Origin of the sequence: Arthrobacter woluwensis, from assembly GCF_900105345.1 — a bacterium.
Classification (GTDB): domain Bacteria; phylum Actinomycetota; class Actinomycetes; order Actinomycetales; family Micrococcaceae; genus Arthrobacter_E; species Arthrobacter_E woluwensis.
This window is the reverse complement of the sequence record NZ_FNSN01000003.1, coordinates 2,070,415-2,089,795: the sequence shown is the minus strand read 5'-3', so window position 1 is coordinate 2,089,795 and position 19,381 is coordinate 2,070,415. Positions and strand designations below refer to the sequence as shown.

The 19,381-nt window shown below is 68.3% G+C and carries 22 protein-coding genes, 7 tRNA genes and 1 riboswitch; of the genes, 13 read left to right on the top strand and 16 right to left on the bottom strand.

The window, feature by feature from the left end:
• Positions 1-20: 20 nt before the first annotated feature.
• The 14 genes from hisG to BLV63_RS10155 form a co-directional block, all read right to left on the bottom strand.
• Entirely contained in the window at positions 21-863 is an 843-nt protein-coding gene (gene hisG / locus BLV63_RS10220; protein ID WP_066212356.1) for an ATP phosphoribosyltransferase, read from the bottom strand.
• 137 nt (positions 864-1,000) lie between these two features.
• On the bottom strand, positions 1,001-1,264 hold the full coding sequence (locus tag BLV63_RS10215) for a phosphoribosyl-ATP diphosphatase (RefSeq protein ID WP_066212354.1): 264 nt from the start codon (positions 1,262-1,264) through the stop codon (positions 1,001-1,003).
• A gap of 95 nt (positions 1,265-1,359) precedes the next feature.
• Positions 1,360-1,851 carry a 6,7-dimethyl-8-ribityllumazine synthase gene (gene ribH, locus BLV63_RS10210; protein WP_066212352.1) on the bottom strand — a complete coding sequence of 164 codons (492 nt, stop codon included), beginning with the start codon at positions 1,849-1,851 and terminating at the stop codon, positions 1,360-1,362.
• 34 nt (positions 1,852-1,885) lie between these two features.
• Positions 1,886-2,542, bottom strand: coding sequence for a GTP cyclohydrolase II (gene ribA / locus BLV63_RS10205; RefSeq protein ID WP_174521254.1), 657 nt, complete (start codon positions 2,540-2,542; stop codon positions 1,886-1,888).
• Between the two features lie 32 nt (positions 2,543-2,574).
• Positions 2,575-3,219, bottom strand: a complete 645-nt coding sequence (ribB, locus tag BLV63_RS10200; protein ID WP_066212346.1) for a 3,4-dihydroxy-2-butanone-4-phosphate synthase — start codon at positions 3,217-3,219, stop codon at positions 2,575-2,577.
• Positions 3,216-3,836, bottom strand: a complete 621-nt coding sequence (locus BLV63_RS10195; protein ID WP_066212342.1) for a riboflavin synthase — start codon at positions 3,834-3,836, stop codon at positions 3,216-3,218. The genes ribB and BLV63_RS10195 overlap by 4 nt, the downstream gene beginning before the upstream one ends.
• Before the next feature lie 9 nt (positions 3,837-3,845).
• Positions 3,846-4,862 carry a bifunctional diaminohydroxyphosphoribosylaminopyrimidine deaminase/5-amino-6-(5-phosphoribosylamino)uracil reductase RibD gene (gene ribD, locus BLV63_RS10190; protein ID WP_066213036.1) on the bottom strand — a complete coding sequence of 339 codons (1,017 nt, stop codon included), beginning with the start codon at positions 4,860-4,862 and terminating at the stop codon, positions 3,846-3,848.
• 54 nt (positions 4,863-4,916) lie between these two features.
• Complete coding sequence (gene pnuC / locus BLV63_RS10185) at positions 4,917-5,627, bottom strand: nicotinamide riboside transporter PnuC (RefSeq protein ID WP_066212340.1); 711 nt, start codon at positions 5,625-5,627, stop codon at positions 4,917-4,919.
• Between the two features lie 75 nt (positions 5,628-5,702).
• Positions 5,703-5,837, bottom strand: a riboswitch (FMN riboswitch).
• A gap of 110 nt (positions 5,838-5,947) precedes the next feature.
• Complete coding sequence (gene rpe / locus BLV63_RS10180; RefSeq protein ID WP_066212338.1) at positions 5,948-6,622, bottom strand: ribulose-phosphate 3-epimerase; 675 nt, start codon at positions 6,620-6,622, stop codon at positions 5,948-5,950.
• Between the two features lie 28 nt (positions 6,623-6,650).
• The gene (locus BLV63_RS10175) at positions 6,651-8,228 is read right to left on the bottom strand and encodes an RsmB/NOP family class I SAM-dependent RNA methyltransferase (RefSeq protein ID WP_066212335.1); all 1,578 of its coding nucleotides are present in this window, start codon (positions 8,226-8,228) and stop codon (positions 6,651-6,653) included.
• Entirely contained in the window at positions 8,225-9,145 is a 921-nt protein-coding gene (gene fmt / locus BLV63_RS10170) for a methionyl-tRNA formyltransferase (protein ID WP_066212334.1), read from the bottom strand. The genes BLV63_RS10175 and fmt overlap by 4 nt, the downstream gene beginning before the upstream one ends.
• A complete protein-coding gene (gene def / locus BLV63_RS10165; RefSeq protein WP_066212331.1) occupies positions 9,142-9,741 on the bottom strand; it encodes a peptide deformylase in 600 nt (199 codons plus the stop codon). The genes fmt and def overlap by 4 nt, the downstream gene beginning before the upstream one ends.
• Positions 9,742-9,863: 122 nt before the next feature.
• A complete protein-coding gene (locus BLV63_RS10160) occupies positions 9,864-10,706 on the bottom strand; it encodes a PD-(D/E)XK nuclease family protein (RefSeq protein WP_066212329.1) in 843 nt (280 codons plus the stop codon).
• Between the two features lie 136 nt (positions 10,707-10,842).
• A tRNA-Val gene (locus BLV63_RS10155) sits at positions 10,843-10,914 on the bottom strand.
• Positions 10,915-11,086: 172 nt separating this feature from the next.
• On the opposite strand from BLV63_RS10155, the gene BLV63_RS10150 reads away from it, so the two are divergent.
• The 7 genes from BLV63_RS10150 to BLV63_RS10120 all read left to right on the top strand — a co-directional run bounded on the left by BLV63_RS10150 (position 11,087) and on the right by BLV63_RS10120 (position 12,006).
• A tRNA-Gly gene (locus tag BLV63_RS10150) sits at positions 11,087-11,159 on the top strand.
• A gap of 34 nt (positions 11,160-11,193) precedes the next feature.
• Positions 11,194-11,264 (top strand) — tRNA-Cys (locus tag BLV63_RS10145).
• Positions 11,265-11,301: 37 nt separating this feature from the next.
• Positions 11,302-11,373, top strand: a tRNA-Val gene (locus BLV63_RS10140).
• Between the two features lie 20 nt (positions 11,374-11,393).
• A tRNA-Gly gene (locus tag BLV63_RS10135) sits at positions 11,394-11,466 on the top strand.
• Between the two features lie 36 nt (positions 11,467-11,502).
• Positions 11,503-11,574 (top strand) — tRNA-Val (locus tag BLV63_RS10130).
• A 20-nt stretch (positions 11,575-11,594) separates the two neighbouring features.
• A tRNA-Gly gene (locus BLV63_RS10125) sits at positions 11,595-11,670 on the top strand.
• A 138-nt stretch (positions 11,671-11,808) separates the two neighbouring features.
• The gene (locus BLV63_RS10120; protein ID WP_074784233.1) at positions 11,809-12,006 is read left to right on the top strand and encodes an antitoxin; all 198 of its coding nucleotides are present in this window, start codon (positions 11,809-11,811) and stop codon (positions 12,004-12,006) included.
• A gap of 128 nt (positions 12,007-12,134) precedes the next feature.
• Here the strand turns inward: BLV63_RS10120 and zapE are convergent, their stop codons facing one another.
• Positions 12,135-13,184 carry a cell division protein ZapE gene (gene zapE, locus BLV63_RS10115; RefSeq protein ID WP_066212325.1) on the bottom strand — a complete coding sequence of 350 codons (1,050 nt, stop codon included), beginning with the start codon at positions 13,182-13,184 and terminating at the stop codon, positions 12,135-12,137.
• 236 nt (positions 13,185-13,420) lie between these two features.
• On the opposite strand from zapE, the gene BLV63_RS10110 reads away from it, so the two are divergent.
• Genes BLV63_RS10110 through ybaK form a run of 3 tightly spaced genes read left to right on the top strand, consistent with a single transcriptional unit; the run spans position 13,421 to position 15,350 of the window.
• A complete protein-coding gene (locus tag BLV63_RS10110) occupies positions 13,421-14,338 on the top strand; it encodes a sulfurtransferase (protein ID WP_066212323.1) in 918 nt (305 codons plus the stop codon).
• Between the two features lie 22 nt (positions 14,339-14,360).
• Positions 14,361-14,855: a SufE family protein gene (locus tag BLV63_RS10105; RefSeq protein WP_066212321.1), complete on the top strand. Its 495-nt coding sequence runs from the start codon at positions 14,361-14,363 to the stop codon at positions 14,853-14,855.
• 6 nt (positions 14,856-14,861) lie between these two features.
• Positions 14,862-15,350 carry a Cys-tRNA(Pro) deacylase gene (gene ybaK, locus BLV63_RS10100; protein WP_066212318.1) on the top strand — a complete coding sequence of 163 codons (489 nt, stop codon included), beginning with the start codon at positions 14,862-14,864 and terminating at the stop codon, positions 15,348-15,350.
• Between the two features lie 30 nt (positions 15,351-15,380).
• On the opposite strand, the gene BLV63_RS10095 is transcribed toward ybaK, so the two are convergent.
• Positions 15,381-16,652 (bottom strand): alpha/beta hydrolase family protein, encoded by a 1,272-nt coding sequence (locus tag BLV63_RS10095; RefSeq protein ID WP_174521253.1) that lies wholly within the window; start codon positions 16,650-16,652, stop codon positions 15,381-15,383.
• Between the two features lie 57 nt (positions 16,653-16,709).
• On the opposite strand from BLV63_RS10095, the gene BLV63_RS10090 reads away from it, so the two are divergent.
• The 3 genes from BLV63_RS10090 (at position 16,710) to BLV63_RS10080 (ending at position 19,378) form a co-directional block, all read left to right on the top strand.
• Entirely contained in the window at positions 16,710-17,204 is a 495-nt protein-coding gene (locus BLV63_RS10090; RefSeq protein WP_066212316.1) for a hypothetical protein, read from the top strand.
• A 46-nt stretch (positions 17,205-17,250) separates the two neighbouring features.
• On the top strand, positions 17,251-17,670 hold the full coding sequence (gene msrB / locus BLV63_RS10085) for a peptide-methionine (R)-S-oxide reductase MsrB (RefSeq protein WP_066212314.1): 420 nt from the start codon (positions 17,251-17,253) through the stop codon (positions 17,668-17,670).
• Between the two features lie 337 nt (positions 17,671-18,007).
• Positions 18,008-19,378 carry a DUF6421 family protein gene (locus BLV63_RS10080; protein WP_066212312.1) on the top strand — a complete coding sequence of 457 codons (1,371 nt, stop codon included), beginning with the start codon at positions 18,008-18,010 and terminating at the stop codon, positions 19,376-19,378.
• The last annotated feature ends 3 nt before the right edge of the window (positions 19,379-19,381 follow it).

Below are 19,381 nucleotides of genomic sequence, written 5' to 3'. Positions count from 1 at the left end.
CTGGGTTCTCGTCGGGTGGCTCAGATGCGGCAGGCGTGGATGCTGCTCACCAGGATGGCACGGGCGCCCAGGTCGTAGAGCTCATCCATGACCTGATTGGTGGACTTCTTGAGCACCATCGACCGCACGGCGACCCAATCGGAGTCACGCAGCGGCGACACCGTGGGAGATTCCAGACCCGGCGTCAGAGCCGCGGCCTCCTCCACCAGGTCCTTGCGGATGTCGTAGTCCACCAGGACGTACTGACGCGCCACGAGCACGCCCTGCAGTCGCCGGATGAGCACCTCGGCGGCGGGGTTGTTCTCGCCCGGACGGCCGATCAGCACGGCCTGCGACTTCAGGATCGGCTCGCCGAAGATCTCCATGCCGGCGGCCTTCAGGGTGTTGCCGGTCTCGACGACGTCGGCGATCGCGTCGGCGACGCCGAGGCGCACCGAGGATTCGACCGCGCCGTCCAGACGGACCACCTTGGCGTCGATGCCGAGGTTCGCGAGGTAATCGCGGAGGAGGCCGTCGTAGCTGGTGGCCAGGCGCTTGCCGGCCAGCTGCTCGACGCTCTGGAAGTCGCCGACGGGCCCGGCGAAGCGGAAGGTCGACGCGGCGAAACCGAGTTCGAGCATCTCGACCGCGTCCACCTGGGCGTCCAGGAGGAGGTCGCGTCCGGTGATGCCGACGTCCAGGGTGCCCTGCCCCACGTACACCGCGATGTCACGGGGACGGAGGAAGAAGAACTCCACATCGTTGTCGGGGTCCACCATGACGAGCTCACGGTTGTCCCGGCGCTGGCGGTAGCCGGCTTCGGCCAGCATCGCCGCGGCGGCTTCGGAAAGGGAACCTTTATTGGGAACTGCTACGCGCAACATATGTCTTCAAGCATCTTTCGTGTCCGGGCCCTCGGCCCGCAGTGGTCTGTGAACTGGAGAGACGTGAGCCGTCCCGTCCCGCGGGAAGGCAGGGCCGGGAACGACGCCAGCCGCCGGGCGCTTGCCGCGCCGAGCGGCTAGAGATGCTTGTAGACGTCTTCGAGGGTCAGGCCTTTGGCAAGCATCAGGACCTGAAGGTGGTACAGGAGCTGGGAGATCTCCTCCGCAGCCGCCTCATCGGATTCGTACTCCGCCGCCATCCAGACTTCGGCGGCCTCTTCCACAACCTTCTTGCCGATCCCGTGCACGCCCGAATCCAGTTCAGCGACGGTACGCGAACCTTCGGGCCGGGTGTCGGCTTTTTCGCTCAATTCAGCGAAGAGCGCCTCGAAATTCTTCACGTGTCATACCCTACTGTGAACCGGGCCCCCGGCCCGAAACGGGCCGGGGGCGTTACAGAGCCGCCAGGGGTGATCTTGCCCACCCCTGCGACGGATCAGTCCTGCTGGGCGAGCGTGGACCGCAGCGTCAGCGCGGTGGCCACGGCGGCTTCGAGCGCCTCACGGCCCTTGTCCTCGGAGGACCCCGGGAGTCCCGCCCGGTCCAGTGCCTGCTGTTCGTTGTCGCAGGTGAGGACGCCGAAGCCGACCGGCACTCCGGTGTTCACCGACACCTGGGTCAGGCCGAGCGTCGCGGACTGGCAGACGTAGTCGAAGTGCGGCGTGCCACCACGGATGACGACCCCGAGTGCCACGAGGGCATCGTAGTGCGGCGCCAGACGCGCCGCGGCGACGCTCAGTTCGAAGGTGCCGGGGACCGTGACCACCGTGACGTCGGTCAGTCCGGCGTCGGCGGCCGCCGCCTGGGCGGCGGCCAGCAGACCGTCCATCACCTCCCGGTGCCAGCTCGCGGCGATGACGGCCACGCGCAGCGGCTGCTGCTCCGCGCCGGCGTCGAGGGTGATGGTGGGTGCTCCGTGGCCGCTCATGCGGTGCTCGCTTTCTGGTCGGGCTGGCTGGTCATCAGGAGTTCGCTCCGGGGATCTCCACATCGAGAACCTCCAGGCTGAGCCGGTGATCCATGCGGTCCTTCTTGGTCCGGAGGTACCGGAGGTTCTCCTCGCGGCTGGGCACCTCGGTGGGGACCATCTCCACCACCCGGACCCCGGCAGTCGCAAGACGGTGCTCCTTGTCCGGGTTGTTGCTGAGCAGACGGATCTCCGTCAGGCCCATCTCCGCGAGGATCTGAGCGGCCGCGTTGTAGCTGCGGGCGTCCACGGGCAGGCCGAGCTGCTCATTGGCCTCCACCGTGTCGAACCCGGCCTCCTGCAGCGCGTACGCCTTGATCTTGTTGGCCAGCCCGATGCCGCGGCCCTCCTGGCCGCGCAGGTAGAGCAGCGTGCCGCCCTCTTCGCGGATCAGATTGAGCGCCAGGGCGAGCTGCTCGCCGCAATCGCAGCGGTACGAGCCGAACACATCACCCGTGAGGCATTCGGAGTGCAGGCGCACGAGTGGGGCCTGTCCATCACGGGGCGGGTTGGGGGAACTGACGGCCAGATGTTCCACACCGGTTTCTTCATCGATCCAGGCCTGGGCCACGAACTCACCGAAGGCCGTGGGCAGTTTGACGATGGGCCCCGAGCTGACGGGGTGCGTCCCACTGGGCTGTTCCGGACTCATGGTTCCTCCTCTAGTTCCTCCATGCACTCTAGTCATGCCTGCTCGCCGTCCAACAGGAGGTATCTCACGAGGTCGGCGATGGACACCAGAGGACAACCGTGGGTGGCTGCGAAGTCACGCAGCGCCGCCAGACGCATCATTTCGCCATCGTCGTGAACGATCTCGGCGATGACGCCGGCTTCCTGGACACCGGCCAGTCGGCAGAGGTCCACGGCCGCCTCGGTGTGTCCAGGGCGTTCAAGCACTCCCCCTTCAACGGCACGCAACGGGAAAATATGCCCGGGCCGGGTCAGTTCCTCGGGCCGAGTGTGCGCGCTGGCCAGGAGATTCACCGTCAAGGACCGGTCCGTCGCCGAAATGCCGGTGGTCACGCCGACCGCCGCATCGCAGCTGACGGTGTACGCGGTGCCTTTGGCGTCCTGGTTGACCTCGACCATGGGCGGCAGCTCCAGACGGTCCGCCTGGTCCCCCGTCAGCGGCACGCAGATCACGCCGGAGCTGTGCCGGATGGTCCAGCCCATGAGCTGGGGCGTGGAGTGCTGGGCGGCGAAGATGATGTCGCCTTCGTTCTCGCGGTCCTCGTCATCCACGACGACGACGGCGCGCCCCGCCGCGATCGCGGCGATGGCGTCCTCGATGGGGTCCAGGCCGTGCGGACCGCTGGAGTGCCCGCTCACCGTCGCGCTCCGTCCAGGAAGGAGAGCAGGCGCTCGGCGTACTTCGCGAGCACGTCGACCTCCAGGTTGACGCCCTCCCCGGGCTTCTTGTCCCCCAGCCCGGTCTCCGCGAGGGTGATCGGGATCAGCCCCACCTCGAACCACTGCTCCGGCTCGGTCGCAGGACTGACGGCGGTGACGGTGAGGGACACGCCATCGATCGCGATGGAGCCCTTCTCCGCCACATACCGGGCCAGCGGCGTCGGGATGCTGAAGCGCAGCCGGTCCCAGTTGCCCTGGTTCTCGCGTTCCAGAAGGGCGCCCACGCCGTCGACGTGGCCCTGCACGACGTGCCCGTCCAAGCGGCCGCCGGCGGGAACGCAGCGTTCGAGATTGACCCGGTCCCCCGGCTCGAGCGAGCCGATCGTGGTCCGGACGAGGGTCTCCCCCATCACGTCGACGTCGATGCGGCCGCCCTCACGGGACGTGGCGGTGAGGCACACGCCGTTGACCGCGATGGAGCCGCCCAGGCCGAGGTCCTCGGCGAGCGTGGGGACGTCGAGGGTCAGGACGGCACTGCCGTCCTGCTGCTGGAGCGCGGCGACGGTGCCGCGTTCGGCGATGATTCCGGTGAACATGACTATTCCTTAATACTGCGGCGTGGCCGGCTGAAGATGAAGGCGGAGATCGCGGCCCAGGTGCCGCACGGCGCCGCCGTCCGAGTGGTCCCAGTCCCAGGACTGGGCTTCGGCAAGGGTGTGGATGCCCAGCCCGGCCACGGAGTTCTTCCCCGAGCCGAGGAGGGTGGGGGCCTGGTAGACCACGAGTTCGTCGACCAGGCCGGCGCTGAGGAAGGTCCCGATGATGCGGCTGCCGCCCTCGACCATGACGTGACGGACACCCCGGTCGAAGAGCTCCGCGAGGGCCTCGGCCGGCTCCCGTGTGGCCAGGTGGATGGCGCGGCCGTCATCACCGACGATCGCGGCGCCCTCCGGGATCGGGCGCACTCCCATCACCGCGCGGAGGGGCTGATGCTCGGCGAGCTCACCATCCGGGGTGCGCGCGGTGAGGCGCGGATCGTCGATCTCCACCGTCCCGGTTCCGACGAGGATCGCATCGATCCGCTGCCGGATCGCATGGTTGTCCCGGAGCGACTCGGGAGACGAGATCCACTGGCTGGTGCCGTCCTCCGCTGCGATGCGGGCGTCCAGCGTCTGGGCGATGTGCAGGGTCACGAACGGACGGCGATCGTCGACGGCGGCGAGCCACCGCGCGTTCAGCGCCCGGGCCTGCTCGGCCCCCAGTCCGCTGTCCACCTGGATGCCCGAGGCGCGCAGTGTCGCCGCGCCTCCCGCGGCGGGATCGTGGGGATCGTCGATCGCGTAGATGACCCGGGCCAGTCCGGCGGCGATGATCGCCTGGGCGCAGGGTCCGGTGCGGCCCTGGTGATTGCAGGGCTCCAGGGTGACGAGGATGGTCCCGCCCGTCACGTCGATGCCGTGCTCACGGGCCGTGGCCAGCGCGTCGGCCTCGGCATGTGCGGTACCGGCTCCTCGGTGGTGCCCGACGCTGAGGACCCTGCCCTCGGGGTCGAGGATCACGGCCCCCACGAGGGGGTTGGCGCCCCGGGGGCCGCCGAGCGCGGCGTCCAGGGCCTGGTGCATCGCGGCCCGTTCGATGTCCGTGAAGGAGGCGCCGTTCACGTCATGTCCACTCACTCAGCGCACCTCCGCCGTGACGGGTGCGCCGTCGTCGTGGGTGTACCCGGGAGGCGCCTGCGCCTCGCGCTTCTGGGCGCGCATCCAGACGAAGAAACCGACCAGCGTGAAGACGCCGTAGAAGAGGTACATGAAGCCGCTCGCGTAATACCCGGCGCTGAACAGCAGCGGCACGCCGACGACGTCCACGGCCACCCAGATGAGCCAGAACTCGGTCCAGCCCTTGGCCATGCCGAAGGTGGCCAGGAGCGACCCCACGAAGGTCCAGGCGTCCGCCCACACCGGAGGATAGGAACCGAGAAGCGAGAAGAGCGGGGTCAGGAGCCCCGTGCCGAGCAGGAGGGCCGCGATGAGGGCCACGCGGGCCCGGCCACCGGCCCAGCGGGGCACGAGGGCCACGCCGTGACTGTCGGCGTCGCGCTTGCCCTGACGCCAGCGGATCCAGCCGAAGACGGCCACCGCGATGAACATGATCTGACGGCCTGCCTGTCCCCACAGAGTGGCGGGGGCGGCAGCGCCGAACACATTGCCCAGGAACACCGTGAGCAGGAGCAGATTGCCCACGATGCCCACGGGCCACGCCCAGACGCGGCGGCGCATGCCACCGAGGGCACTCGCCAGACCGAAAACATTACCGAGAACTTCACGTAGCAGAAGCGCCGTCCCACCGACTGGGATCTGCGCTTCGAAGAGCCACCGCAAGAGGTCCATGTCTCACCCTTTCCAGAGAACCGCGGCGGCTCCGGGGGCGACAACAAGGACGCACGGGACAGACCCGTGGCTTGTGTTCGTGCTTCTCCCATCCAGACTTTAACTGTCGGTGCCGGAATTTCACCGGCTCAACCGGCAGACCGATGAAGGTCTGGCGGGTCGCGGACTATAACCGCCGGTTCGGACTTTCACCGACCCCGGAGCACGATTGATCAAATTGTGTCTGTTCCCCTCACCGTCCGGTGCTGGGAGCAGGATTACATAGTGTCATAAGTCCGGAGGCCGCCGGTTCATTCCCGACGGCCACCGGAAACATTTCGTCAGGAACGCGCGCCGGCCCAGACGCTCTCCGCGATGTCGCGCAGCCGCGTGATGGCCCGTTCCGGATCCTCCGCCCCGTAGACCGAGCTGCCCGCCACGAAGACGTTCGCCCCGGCTTCGGCGGCCCGAACGATCGTCTCCTCGGTGACGCCGCCGTCGACCTGCAGCTGCACGGCGGCGCCGCTGCCGTCGATCGCCGCCCGGGCGCGCCGGATCTTGGGCAGCGTGACGTCCAGGAAGCTCTGACCGCCGAAGCCCGGCTCCACGGTCATCACCAGGATCATGTCGAACTCATGGAGCAGGTCCAGGTACGGCTCCACCGGCGTGGCCGGGCGGAGTGCCAGGCCGGCCTTGGCGCCACGGGCCCTCAGCTCACGGGCCAGTTTGATGGGAGCGGTCGCCGCTTCGGCGTGGAACGTGACGGAGGCCAGGCCGGCGTCCGCGAACCCGGGGGCCCAGCGGTCAGGGTCCTCGATCATGAGGTGGGCGTCCAGCGGAATGGGGCTCACCGCCTGGATCCGGGACGCCACCGGCAGCCCCAGGGTCAGATTCGGCACGAAGTGGTTGTCCATGACGTCCACGTGGACGGCGTCGGCCGCGGCGATCCTGTCCAGCTCCGCCTGAAGATTGACGAAGTCGGCGGACAGGATGCTCGGATTGATGCAACAGCGCATGCGTTCTCCTTCGGAGGGGCTGGACCGCTCAGGCCTGGGCCGCGGCGGGGGTCTTCTTACGGAGCAGCGCCAGGAACATGGCGTCCGTCCCGTGCTGATGGGGCCAGAGCTGGACGTATCCTCCGTGGTCGGCGGACAGCGTTTCTCCCCGGGCCACCCCGTCGATCACGGGCCCCGCGTCGACGAGTTCCAGATCGTCGCGGCGTTTGAGGACGTCGTCCACCACCATGCGCGTCTCGGCGAGGTGCGGGGAGCACGTCACATAGGCGATCACGCCACCCGGCCGGGTGGCCTGGATCGCGGAGTCCAGCAGCTGGCGCTGCAGCGGGCCGAGTTCGGTCAGGTCCTTCGGGGTGCGGCGCCAGCGGGACTCCGGCCGACGGCGCAGAGCGCCGAGGCCCGTGCAGGGAACGTCGACGAGGACGCGGTCGAACTGCCCCGGGAGCTTCTCGCCGACGTCACGGCCGTCTCCGGTGCGGACCTCCCAGCGTTCCTCGGGGACCGGCTGAAGGGCGCGCCGGACGAGGTCGGCCCGGTGCTGCTGAGCCTCGTTGGCCAGCAGCGACGCGTCCGCGTCGATCGCCAGAGCGGCGAGCAGAGCGGCCTTGCCGCCCGGGCCGGCGCACAGGTCGAGCCAGCGCTCCGGAGCGCCGTCGCCGCCCTCGAGCGGCGCGGCCACCAGAGCGCGGGCCACCAGCTGAGAGCCGACGTCCTGCACACGCACGACGCCGTCGCGCACCGCCGGGATGCGGCCCAGATCGCCGCCTGCCGACAGCCAGGACCCCTCCAGCAACGGACCGGGCTCGGCGCCGCTGTCATCGAGATCGTGTGCGGACGCCAGCGACGGGAGGGCCACGAGGTTCACCACCGGGGCCTCGTTGTCGGCAGCCAGGAGGTCCTCGATCTCGGCGACATCGTGTCCGTGACCGACCAGCGCCTGGCGCAAGGCCCGCACGATCCACGCCGGGTGGGCCTGACGGAGGGCGAGCTGCTCGATGACATCGGGCGTGCGGGAGGCGATCTCGTCCAGCCACTCCTCCAGCGTGTGGGCACTGACCTTCCGGAGCACCGCATTGACCAGGCCGGACGGACCGGCGCCGATCACGGCACGCGTCAGACCGACGCTCTCGTCGAGGGCCGCATGCGCGGGGACCCGCATGCCGAGGAGCTGGTGCGCTCCGAGCCTGAGCACGTCGAGCACGGCCGGGTCCAGGTCCTTCAGGGGCCGGTCGACCGATTCGGACAGGATGCCGTCGTAGCTGCCCTGACCACGGAGGGTCCCGTAGGCGAGTTCCGTGGCGAACGCGGCGTCCCGGCGTTCCAGCCGGTGCTCGCGGATGAGCCCGGGCAGCACCAGGTTGGCGTAGGCGTCCGCGCCCGACACCGCTCGGAGCACCTCGAAGGCGACCAGACGGGCCGGATCGGCGCGGCGGGACCGCTGCGAAGGTGCGGCGGAGCTGAACTGCCGGCCTCCACCACTGTTGCCGCGGTGCCGTTCACGGCCCTGCGCGTTCCGGCGGCCGGCATCCCGGCCGCCGCCGGAGCGGCCCGAGCCGCCCGAACCTGAACCGCCCCTGGACTGGGGCGTGCCCCGATGCTGACTCATGCGAAGGTCACTTTCTCCAGGGCGGCCAGACCACGGGCCCAGTCGCGTGCTGACATCATGCGTTTGCCACTGGGCTGCACCTCGAGCAGTTCCAGGCCGTGACTGCCGGTGCCGACCACCACGGACTTCCCCACGAGCCGCAGAGTGCCCGGCGCCAGATCCCGGACGTCGGGCCGGAGCGCGAGGGACCCGATCTTGAAGCGCTGGCCGTCGAGTTCGGTCCATGCGCCGGGTTCCGGAGTGACGCCCCGGGCGCGGCGGTGCAAGGACAGAGCCGGCTGGGACCAGTCGAGGCGGCCGTCCTCCAGCGAGAGTTTGGGGGCGAGCGTCGGCGTTCCTTCCTGAGGCCGGGCCTCCGCGCGGCCCGCGGCGATCGCCGACAGCGTCTGGGCGAGCAGGACAGCACCGCTCACCGCCAGACGTTCGAGGACCACGCCGCTCGTGTCATCGGGCCGTGCCGTCTCGGTCATGGTGCCGAACACCGGACCGGTGTCCAGGCCCGCCTCCAGCTGGAACGTCGAGGCGCCCAGGACGTCGTCGCCGTTGATGAGGGCATGCTGGACGGGGGCCGCGCCGCGCCAGGAGGGCAGCAGAGAGAAGTGGAGATTGATCCAGCCGTGCTCGAGGGCGTCGAGCGCGGACTGCGGCACCAGACCGCCGAAGGCCACGATCGCTCCGACGTCCGCGCCGGTCGCCACGATCTCATCCGTCACCTCCGGGGTGATGCGGGAGGCCTTGATGACCTCGAGCCCGAGTTCCTCGGCGCGCTGCGCCACGGGCGAGGGGGTCAGGACGCGCTTCCGGCCGAGCGGGGCGTCGGGACGGGTCAGGACACCGACCACCTCGAATCCGGCCTCGAGCAGACGGTCGAGGGACGGGACGGCCACCGCCGGTGTTCCGGCGAACAGGACCTTCACAGCGCCTGCCCGAAGGAGCCACGGCCCTTCGCCGCCGACGACGGCGCCTTGCTGAAGGCGGAGGCCACGGAACCGGCGCGCTGATCCACCGTCGCCCGCTCGGCCGCGGAGTACTCGCCGCTCCGAAGGGTCTTGAGGGCTCGACGCCGTTCCTCACCCGACAGGCGATCGATGAACAGGATGCCGTCCAAGTGGTCCGTCTCGTGCTGGAAGCACCGGGCGAGCATGCCCTCGGCCGTCAGCTCCACCGGATTGCCGTCCCGATCGATCCCGCGGACCGTGGTCTGCCGGAACCGGCGGACCGGGGCGGAGATGCCGGGCACCGAGAGGCACCCTTCGCGTTCGTCCGGCTGATGGTCCTCGCTGTTGACGAGGACGGGGTTGATGACGTGGCCCTTCACACCGTCGATGTTGAAGGTGAAGATGCGCTGGCCCACGCCCACCTGGGGCGCGGCGAGGCCGGCGCCGTGCACGTCCTCCATGGTCTCCAGCATGTCGTCCACCAGCTGATGGACGGCCGGTGAGATGTCGGTGACTTCTTCGGCCCGGGTCCTGAGGACCGGATCGCCGAGAGTCCTGATGCCGAGAACGGCCATGGAGTGGACCTCCTGTATTAAGGTGCTGACGGATCACTGCGGCGCCGTGCGCCGCGCTGTCTATTCTACGGACCGGCTCCGCGGGCCGGAGGGACGCCGGTGGAATCCCGGCAGGTCGCGTTTCAGACCCGCGGCGGGGACAGAGGAAGGAGCGCGGACCGCTCCTGCAGCAGTTCCTGATTGAGCTGCCACACCCTCTTCAAGGCGCAGAACTTCCACCAGTGATGCTTGAGGACCTCGGGATTGGCCCGCTGCGGCCGCACCTCGGTCTCTCCCACCGCCACCGCGATGAGCAGAGGGCCGCCGCCATGCTGCCACGCCTCCCACTCCCCCAGTTCGGGATCGACCAGGCTCTCCTCCGCCTTCATGCCGGCGACGAGCTGCATGACCACCTTGTCATCCAGCGCCTTGACCTGGCCGTCCCGGGTGGTGCCCTTGGTCTTGTAGTCGATCAGGCAGGTGCGGCCGTTGATCTCGGCCACCAGGTCGAGCGTGCCCGCATAGCCGACCTCGTGGTTCCAGACCGTGATCTCGGGGGCGATCGGGCGTACGTCATACGCCTTCCACCATTCATCGAAGCGGTCGGCGAACGCCTGCTCGCCGTGCCGGGCGAGCAGGTCCCGCGCGCCGTCGACGTCGTGCTCCCGGTCCAGATGCCGCAGCGCCACCTGCTCACAGTAGTTGTGGACGCGGTCACCACGCTCCGCGGCCGCGTCGCGGTACAGGGCGGCCGCATTGGCGGCGCGCTGCACCGCCTGACGGAGCTTCGCCGGGCTGTTGAGTGCGGACTGGAGGGTGACGTCCTGCGCCAGGGCGTTCGCCCCCATGTATCCGAACCAGCCGTCCAGACCGTGGGGCTGCTGCGCGATCACGGTGGTGATCGACGGGACGACGGGTTCTTCGCGCGTGCTGCGCGCATACATACGGCCCGTATCGGTGGCCCGGGCAAGCATTGGTGCGGTCATGTCTTCACTTTCCCATAACGCGCCGACATCGTTTCCTGCCCTCCGCGTCGCCCCCGGCGTCGGCGGCTCTGAGCCCGGGGACGCGAAAACCCCCGGCCGATCCAGCGTTTCCGCTGGTCAACCGGGGGTGCAAGGGTGGGCGATACTGGGTTCGAACCAGTGACCTCTTCGGTGTGAACGAAGCGCGCTACCACTGCGCCAATCGCCCTTGCGTTCTGCAACGCTTAGAAACTCTAGACCATCATCGAGCGGAACGCCAATTGAGCGCCACGACGCGCGGAAGGCCGCGGGATTTGAACAAACGGGCCTCCGTCCTATAGAGTTTTTCTTCGTTGGAAAGCGGCCCTAGCCCATAGCGGGACAGGGTCGGAAAACCTTCTGCGGACGTAGCTCAGCTGGTAGAGCACCACCTTGCCAAGGTGGATGTCGCGAGTTCGAATCTCGTCGTCCGCTCGCAGGACACTGTCTGAAGAGAAATCTTCTGCACGGTGGGTTGGCCGAGAGGCGAGGCAGCGGCCTGCAAAGCCGTATACACGGGTTCGAATCCCGTACCCACCTCGGTGAAAACCCTGGTTCCACTTCGGTGGAAAGCTAGGGGCGATTGGCGCAGCGGTAGCGCGCTTCCCTGACACGGAAGAGGTCACTGGTTCGATCCCAGTATCGCCCACGGACACGCAAGTGTTCCACGCGGACGTAGCTCAGCTGGTAGAGCACCACCTTGCCAAGGTGGATGTCGCGAGTTCGAATCTCGTCGTCCGCTCGCAGTGTGGTCAAACAGACTGCAACCCGGCACCCCGGGCGATTGGCGCAGCGGTAGCGCGCTTCCCTGACACGGAAGAGGTCACTGGTTCGATCCCAGTATCGCCCACGGACACGCAAGTGTTCCACGCGGACGTAGCTCAGCTGGTAGAGCACCACCTTGCCAAGGTGGATGTCGCGAGTTCGAATCTCGTCGTCCGCTCCACTTTCTCTTTCGGACCGTTCGCGGTCAGGATGAAGATCTGAAAGACCACCTTCGGGTGGTCTTTTTCTTTTCCCCTCTTTCCACTATGCTCGTTGATCGAACGGGGCGTCTGGCCCCGCCAACGGAAAGGAGGTGCCTGTGTCTGTCTTTGACGATCTGAAGGGCAAGGCCCAGGATCTGGTCCAGGGCAACGAGCAGGCCATCAAGGATGGCATCGAGAAGGTCGGCGACTTTATCGATGAGAAAACCGGTGGCAAGTTCGCTGGCCAGGTGGACGCAGTCCAGGATGGCGCTTCCAACTTCGTGGACAACCTCGAAGGCAAGGACAACGCCTAGGCCAGAAGCCTGAGGCGCCCAAAGCATTTGTCAAGCGAGGCGCCGGTACTGCCGAGAGGCAGCACCGGCGCTTTGGCATTTAAGGATGCCTTCCGGACGACGGCGACGACGGGCGGCCGCGTGCGCCCTCAGACCGCGGGTTCGTGCTGCTGCGCCTCGCGCGCCAGGGCCGTCAGACGGGACACCGCGCGGAAGTATTTCTTCTGGTATCCGCCGGCCATCATCTCCGGGGTGAAGAGCTGATCGAAGGAGACTCCACTGGCGAGGATCGGCACGTCCTTGTCGTAGAGACGGTCCGCCAGCACCACGAAGCGCAGTGCGACGGCCTGCTCCGTCACCGGGGTGACGCCCTTCCAGACCACTGCCTCCACGCCGTCGAGCAGAGCACGGTAACGGCTCGGGTGCACACCGGCCAGGTGCGAGATCAGGCTCGGGAAATCGTCCACCGCCACCGTCTTGCCCTCGAACTCGGCCTTCATCCGGGAGTTCAGCTCATCGGCACGCACCGGCTGGGGCGCCGCCGGCAGGCCGCGGTGACGGAAGTCCTCGCCGTCCACGCGGATCACGTCGAACTGATCGGCGAGCACCTGGATCTCGCGCTGGAAGTCGACGGCGGCGAAGCGCCCCTCCCCCAGCGAGCCCGGCAGGGTGTTGGAGGTGGCCGCGAGCTTCACGCCGGCGTCGGCCAGTTCGCGCATGAGGCGCGACATCAGGACCGTGTCGCCCGGATCGTCCAGCTCGAACTCATCGATGCACACGAGCTTGTAGGTGCTGAGCGCTTCCACGGTCTTCCGGAAGGAGAGCGCGCCCACCAGATTGGTGTACTCCACGAAGGTGCCGAAGGCCTTCGGCCCCGGGACGGCGTGCCAGAGAGAGGCGAGCAGGTGGGTCTTGCCCACACCGAATCCGCCGTCGAGGTAGATGCCGGCCCGGCCCGCGTCCTTCTTCTTGCCGAAGAGCTTTCCGAACAGCCCTCCCGAGGAGGACGTGCCCACGCCGGCCGCGAACTCCCGCAGGGCCTTCACCGCGGCGGCCTGGCTCGGGTGCGCAGGATCGGGACGGTAACTGTCGAAGGACACCTCCCCGAAACGGTAGGTGGGAGCGAACCCCGCCAGGATCTCATCGGCTGAGACGGCAGGAGTCCGGGTGGAAAGCTGTTCGATCTGCAAGGGTTCCATTCCTCCAAGGCACGGCAGCCCGGGCGACTGAACCGCAGTGCCCAGGATACCGGGCGTTGGCCCCCGGCCGGGGGCGGTCCTTCTCACAGCCCGGGAATATCGACGACGGCGCAGTGTTGCCCCATGTGAACTCTCACCTTCCCTGGGGAGCCGGCGTGGTTAAGGTTGACTCAACGGCACGGTCCCGTCCCCGGGGCACGAGCCGATCCCGTCCCCGAAGAAAGCCAGGCTGACCCATGAGCATCGCCCCTGAAGAGAACGACAAGTTCGCCAGCTACGCACACCCGGAGCGCCTGGTGTCCACGGACTGGCTCGCCGAGCAGATCGCCTCCGGCGCCGTCGCGGACGGCCGCCTCGTGGTGGTCGAGTCGGACGAGGACGTCCTGCTGTACGAGACCGGCCACATCCCCGGCGCCGTGAAGATCGACTGGCACACGGACCTCAATGACGAAGTGACCCGCGACTACGTCGACGGCGCCGCCTTCGCCGAGCTCGCCGCCTCCAAGGGCATCTCCCGCGACTCCACCGTCGTCATCTACGGTGACAAGTCGAACTGGTGGGCCGCCTACGCCCTCTGGGTCTTCACCCTGTTCGGTCACGAGGATGTCCGCCTCCTGGACGGCGGCCGCGATAAGTGGATCGCCGAGGGCCGCGAGCTCGTCACCGACGTGCCCGCTCCCGCCGCCGGTGACTACCCCGTCGTCGAGCGTGACGACCAGCCCATCCGCGCCTTCAAGGAGGACGTGCTGGCCCACCTCGGCAAACCGCTCATCGACGTCCGCTCCCCCGAGGAATACAGCGGCGCCCGGACCCACATGCCGGCCTACCCGGAGGAAGGCGCGCTCCGTGGCGGCCACATCCCCACCGCGGCTTCCGTCCCGTGGGCCCGTGCGGCCGCCGAGGACGGCAGCTTCCGTTCGCGGGAGGAACTGGACGCCATCTACGGCGGCGAAGCCGGACTCACCCCGGGCGACGAGGTCATCGCCTACTGCCGCATCGGTGAGCGGTCCAGCCACACCTGGTTCGCCCTGAAGTACCTGCTGGGCTTCGAGAACGTCCGCAACTACGACGGCTCCTGGACCGAATGGGGCAACGCCGTGCGTGTCCCGATCGTGAAGGGCTCCGAGCGCGGCGAGGTTCCGGCCGGATTCTGAGCCAGGCGTAGGATTGATGCCCATGAGCAGTAAGTCACCCTCCACCCAGCGTCCGGCAGCACTTCCATCCGCACTGGCCGAGATCGTCGAGGAGTTCCAGGCTCTTGAGGAGCGGGACCGCCTTCAGCTGCTCCTGGACTTCTCCCGGGGCCTGCCGGAGCTTCCCGCGCGGCTCAAGGATCACCCGGAGCTTCTGGAACAGGTGGTGGAGTGCCAGTCGCCCCTCTTCCTCACCATCGAGGCGGAAGGCCGCGGCGCGGACGCCCTGATCGAGCTGTTCTTCCAGGCGCCGGCGGAGGCGCCCACCACGCGCGGTTTCGCGGGAGTGCTCCATGAGGGTCTGAACGGCCTGAGCGCGGCCGAGATCCTGGCGGTTCCGGATGACATGCCGGAGCTCCTGGGCCTGACCCGCGCGGTGTCCCCGCTCAGGATGCGCGGCATGACAGCCATGCTCGGAAGGATCAAACGCAAGGTGACGGCGTACGTGGCCCAGTCCACCGCCGTCGCGCCGTCCTGATCCGGCATGGCCGGCAAGAAGCACAGCACCGGGACCCCGGCCACCCTCGCACTCGAGGCGGCCGGGGTCCCGTTCACGCTGCACCTGTATGACCACGACCCGCGGAACACCAACTTCGGGCTCGAGGCGGCCGAGGCGCTCGGCTTCGCCCCCGAACAGGTCTTCAAGACCCTCATGGTCCAGCTCGCGGACGGCATGGCCGTGGGCGTCGTGCCCGTGAGCGGAACGCTCGACCTCAAGGCCGTTGCCGCGGCGTTCGGCCAGAAGAAGGCGTCCATGGCCGACCCGGCCGCGGCCCAGCGCCGGACAGGGTACGTTCTCGGCGGGATCTCCCCGCTGGGTCAGCGTTCGCCGTCACCCACCGTGCTGGACGACTCGGCCTTCGAGCACGCCACGATCCTCGTCTCCGGAGGGCGCCGAGGTCTCGACGTCGAGCTGTCGCCGGAGGACCTGAGCCGCCTCACCGGCGCCGTGCGCGCCACGATCCGCGCCTGAGCGGACGGCCGGCGCCTTCCCGGCACGGCCTCAGACCGCCGCCGCCGGTCCCTTCCGCTCCTCCAGCTGGGCACCGAGCCACTCTCGGACGGTCGCTTCCCAGCGCTCCCGGTCCACGTTCCACTCCCGCGTGTGCCGTGCCTTCTGGAACGGCACGAACGTCACCATCTCGGGGTTCTTCGCGGCGAGCTTCTCCGACGGCCCATAGGGGACGAAGTCGTCGTCCACGCTGTGCAGGATGAGGGTGGGGGTCCGCAGCTCGATCGAGCGGGTCACCCAGTCCATGGACTTCAGGTCCACCGGCGCCGACAGCCCGGTCAGCCGCCGGCCCAGAGGATGGGACAGCATGAACTGCCCGTAGCGCCCCACTTCAGCGGGGATGCGGTTGAGCCGCGCCTGGAAGGCGAGAACGTCCACCCAGTCGATCACTGGAGCGTCCAGGACCAATGCCCTGATGGCGTGCCGATTGCGGGCCTGATCCGCGGCCTGCAGGGAGACCGCTCCGCCCATCGACCAGCCGAACAGCACCACGTCCGTCGCGCCGTGGTCCAGGGCGTACGCGATCGCGGCCTCGACTTCGCGCCACTCGGTGGACCCCAGGCCGTAGCGCCCCGCATCCGCCGGAGGGGCCTCGCCGTCGTTGCGGTAGGAGATGAGCAGGCTCGTCAGCCCGAGCTCCTGGACCACGGGCAAGGCCCGCAGGCCCTCCATCCGCGTCGCGCCGCGACCGTGCACCATGATCGCCCAGACGTTCTGACCACCCGGCGCGGCATGCTTGCGGTGGGCCGCGCCGGAGGCGTCCTGCGGCGCCGGGACCAGCCAGGCGGGGAAATCGCCGATCTCGTCCCGGAGCAGGACCTCCTCGAAGTCGATCCCGAGGGCGGACGGATCCGGGTAGGTCGCCCCGCCCCAGCGGCCCCACCGCACCCGGTCCAGGCTCCCCGAATAGATCTCCTCGATCTCGCGCTGCACCGTGCCTTCCAGGGGCGAGTAGGAGGTGATGCGGCCGATCCTGGCCAGCCCGGCGTCGCCGTCGAAGTGGAAGCTGTACACCCCGTCCCCGGTGTTCTCCGCCGTGGCGCGGAAGATCGCCTCGGGGCCGTGATCGCCCTGCACGACGGCGAGCAGTTCCTCCCCCTGGCTCTTCACCCGGTCCGGGGTGATGATGCGGCGGGCGAAGTAGGCGGCCAGGGCCGAGCTCCCGGCCCCCAGCAACGCCGTCGCCGCCAGGGCCGACGCGACACCCAGTCCCGCGATCCTGAAGAAACCATGGCCCCGTCCCGTGCTGCTCTGTTCGTCCATGACATCCATTCTGCTGGCTGTGGCCGTGAATCTCCTGTACCGGACTAGTCTTGTCACATGATTCAGCCAATCGTCATCCTGACGGAAACCACACTGGACGACTCGGACCGCACGAGCCTCGAGGAACTTCTGGACGGTGGGGAGTTCTCTGCGAAACTCCTGGTCCAGGCCGACACGCAGCGGCATCTGCTGGTCGATTTCGTCGAACACCTCTCCCTCCTCGAGTTCGCCGAGGCCTTCCGCGAGCTGGGCGCCAAGGCCCCGGACACGGCCGACGCCCGGCAGGACGCCTCCCAGGTGCTGGAGAAGTCCTTGACTGCCCTCGAAGGACTGTTCCAGGAGATCGACGGCAGCGTCGTCGACGAAGGGTCCGCCGTCCAGGCCCTCGTGGACGCGGTCAAGGACACCGGCGCCAGCCAGGCGGTCGTGTTCACGCGCCCGCACGCGGTCCTGGACACTTTCCACGCGGACCTGGCGAGCAAGGCCCAGCACGCTCTCGGTCTTCCTGTGCTGCATCTCTACGCGGGTTCGGGATTCATCGGGGACTCCTGAGCGTTAACGCCTGTGCCGAACAGATCATCGGAGTGAGGAGCACATCATGGACCGCCCGGGAAACGGCGCAGAGGTCGTCAAGAGTGACCAGGAGTGGCGTCAGGAGCTGACGCCCGAGGAGTACCAGGTGCTCCGCCAGGCCGGCACGGAACGCGCTTTCACCGGCGAGTACTGGGACACCCGGCAGGAGGGCGTGTACAGCTGCCGCGCTTGTGGTGCGGAGCTGTTCACGAGCTCGGAGAAGTTCGACTCGCACTGCGGGTGGCCATCCTTCTTCGCGCCGCTCGCGGAGGGCCGGGTCCGGTACCTCCGCGACTCGACGCTGGGCATGGAGCGCGTCGAAGTCCGTTGCGCCAGCTGTGACTCGCATCTGGGGCACGTCTTCGAGGGCGAGGGGTATGACACTCCCACCGACCAGCGGTACTGCATCAACTCGGTCTCGCTGAAACTGCGGCCCACCGAGTGACGCAGTAGATCAGGGCTCACCGGCCGCTCCACGCGCTCCGGTGAGTCCGCTGCAAGGGGCGTGAGTCCGCTGCATCATCGAGCGGACTCACGCCCCTTTTCGCTGACTCGGCGAGGGTTGCCGAGGCGCCGGAGGAACCCACTGGACGGAGCTTCCGCCGTCCGTGGGCCTTGAACCGCGAGATGCCCACCAAGCATAAGAGCTACTGTTGCTACGCCCGAATTTGCATCAGTCTTGGTTGCTCACGGCTACGCTGATTCCAGATGTCACGGTGTGGCGGATCACACATGAGCCCCCGCACCTTCCCCTCGGGGAACAGAGGAAAAGGAGCCTGGCCATGACCGCCACCACCATCGAGACCACCTCCCGCGTCACCGCCGAGCACCCGGCCTGGCAGCGCCTGAAGGCCGCCGTCAGCAGCGTGCAGCCGTTCCAGTCCAAGAACGGCGCCATCGAGGACGCCGGGAACCACGCCGCAGCAGCCGACGCTGTCGACACCGTCGTCGAAGCCGTCGCCGAGCTGACACCGCACTTCCCGCACGACGCCGAATACCTCACCCTGCTGCAGAAGGACCTGAAGGCCTGGGCCGCCGCGGGCTTCGGCGAACCGGACTTCCTCGACTCCCTCATGGCCTTCCAGCCGCAGGAGCACCGCATCGACGGCCTCCAGCACCTGGTCGTCTTCCCGATGTACACCCAGAACGGCAGCACTCAGCGTCTGCTCGAAGCCGTGCTGGTGGACGTCCTCTGGCCGGAGTTCATCTCCGAGCTCGAAGCCGGCGCATACTCCAACAAGCTGTTCGTCCCGCTGAGCTTCGTCGACTTCACGGCCGGCTACGACACCAACTCCGCCGTGCTCTTCCCGGAGTCCGTGGCAGTCCGCGAGACCCCCGCCTTCACCTGGGGCGCCATCTTCCAGGACCGTGAGGCCGCCCGCTTCCGCCGCGTCCTGAGGGCCGCCGCCGAGATCACCTCGCTGGACCTCCCCGAGGACGCCGCCGAGCTGATCGAGGACCAGCAGCTGACGCAGGAGGCCTTCATCATGTGGGACCTCATCCACGACCGCACCCACATGCGCGGCGACCTGCCCTTCGACCCGTTCATGATCAAGCAGCGCATGCCGTTCTTCCTGTACTCACTGGAAGAGCTCCGCTGTGACCTCACCGCCTTCCGCGAGTCCGTCCTCGTCGAGAAGGACGAGAACGCGAGCCCCGAGGCCCGCAAGCACGCCAAGCTCGTGCAGTACGCGGTCATCTTCGACCGGATCTTCCGCTTCTCCATCACGGGCTCCCGCGTCCGCAACTACGACGGCCTGGGCGGCCAGCTGCTCTTCGCGTGGATGCACCAGCACCGCGTGCTGCACTGGACCGACGGCAAGATGAGCATCGAGTGGGACAACGTCGCCGACGTCGTCGTCGCCCTGGGCGAGCAGATCGAGGAGCTGTACTGGCGTTCGATCGACCGCCCGAAGGTCGCCCACTGGATCGCCGCCTACGAGATGATCTCCGCCACCGTCACGCCGCACCCGGCCTCCGTGTGGGCCAAGGGTCCCGACGCCCTGCCGCTGACCGGCACCCCGCGCGAGATCACCGACCAGGTCATGGACGACGAGTTCCCGCTCTCCATGTTCTTCGAGGCCCTGGAGAAGAAGATGCGCACCGTCATCGAGTCCACCGCGGGCATCACCGGCGCCACCGCGCTGTCCTGAACC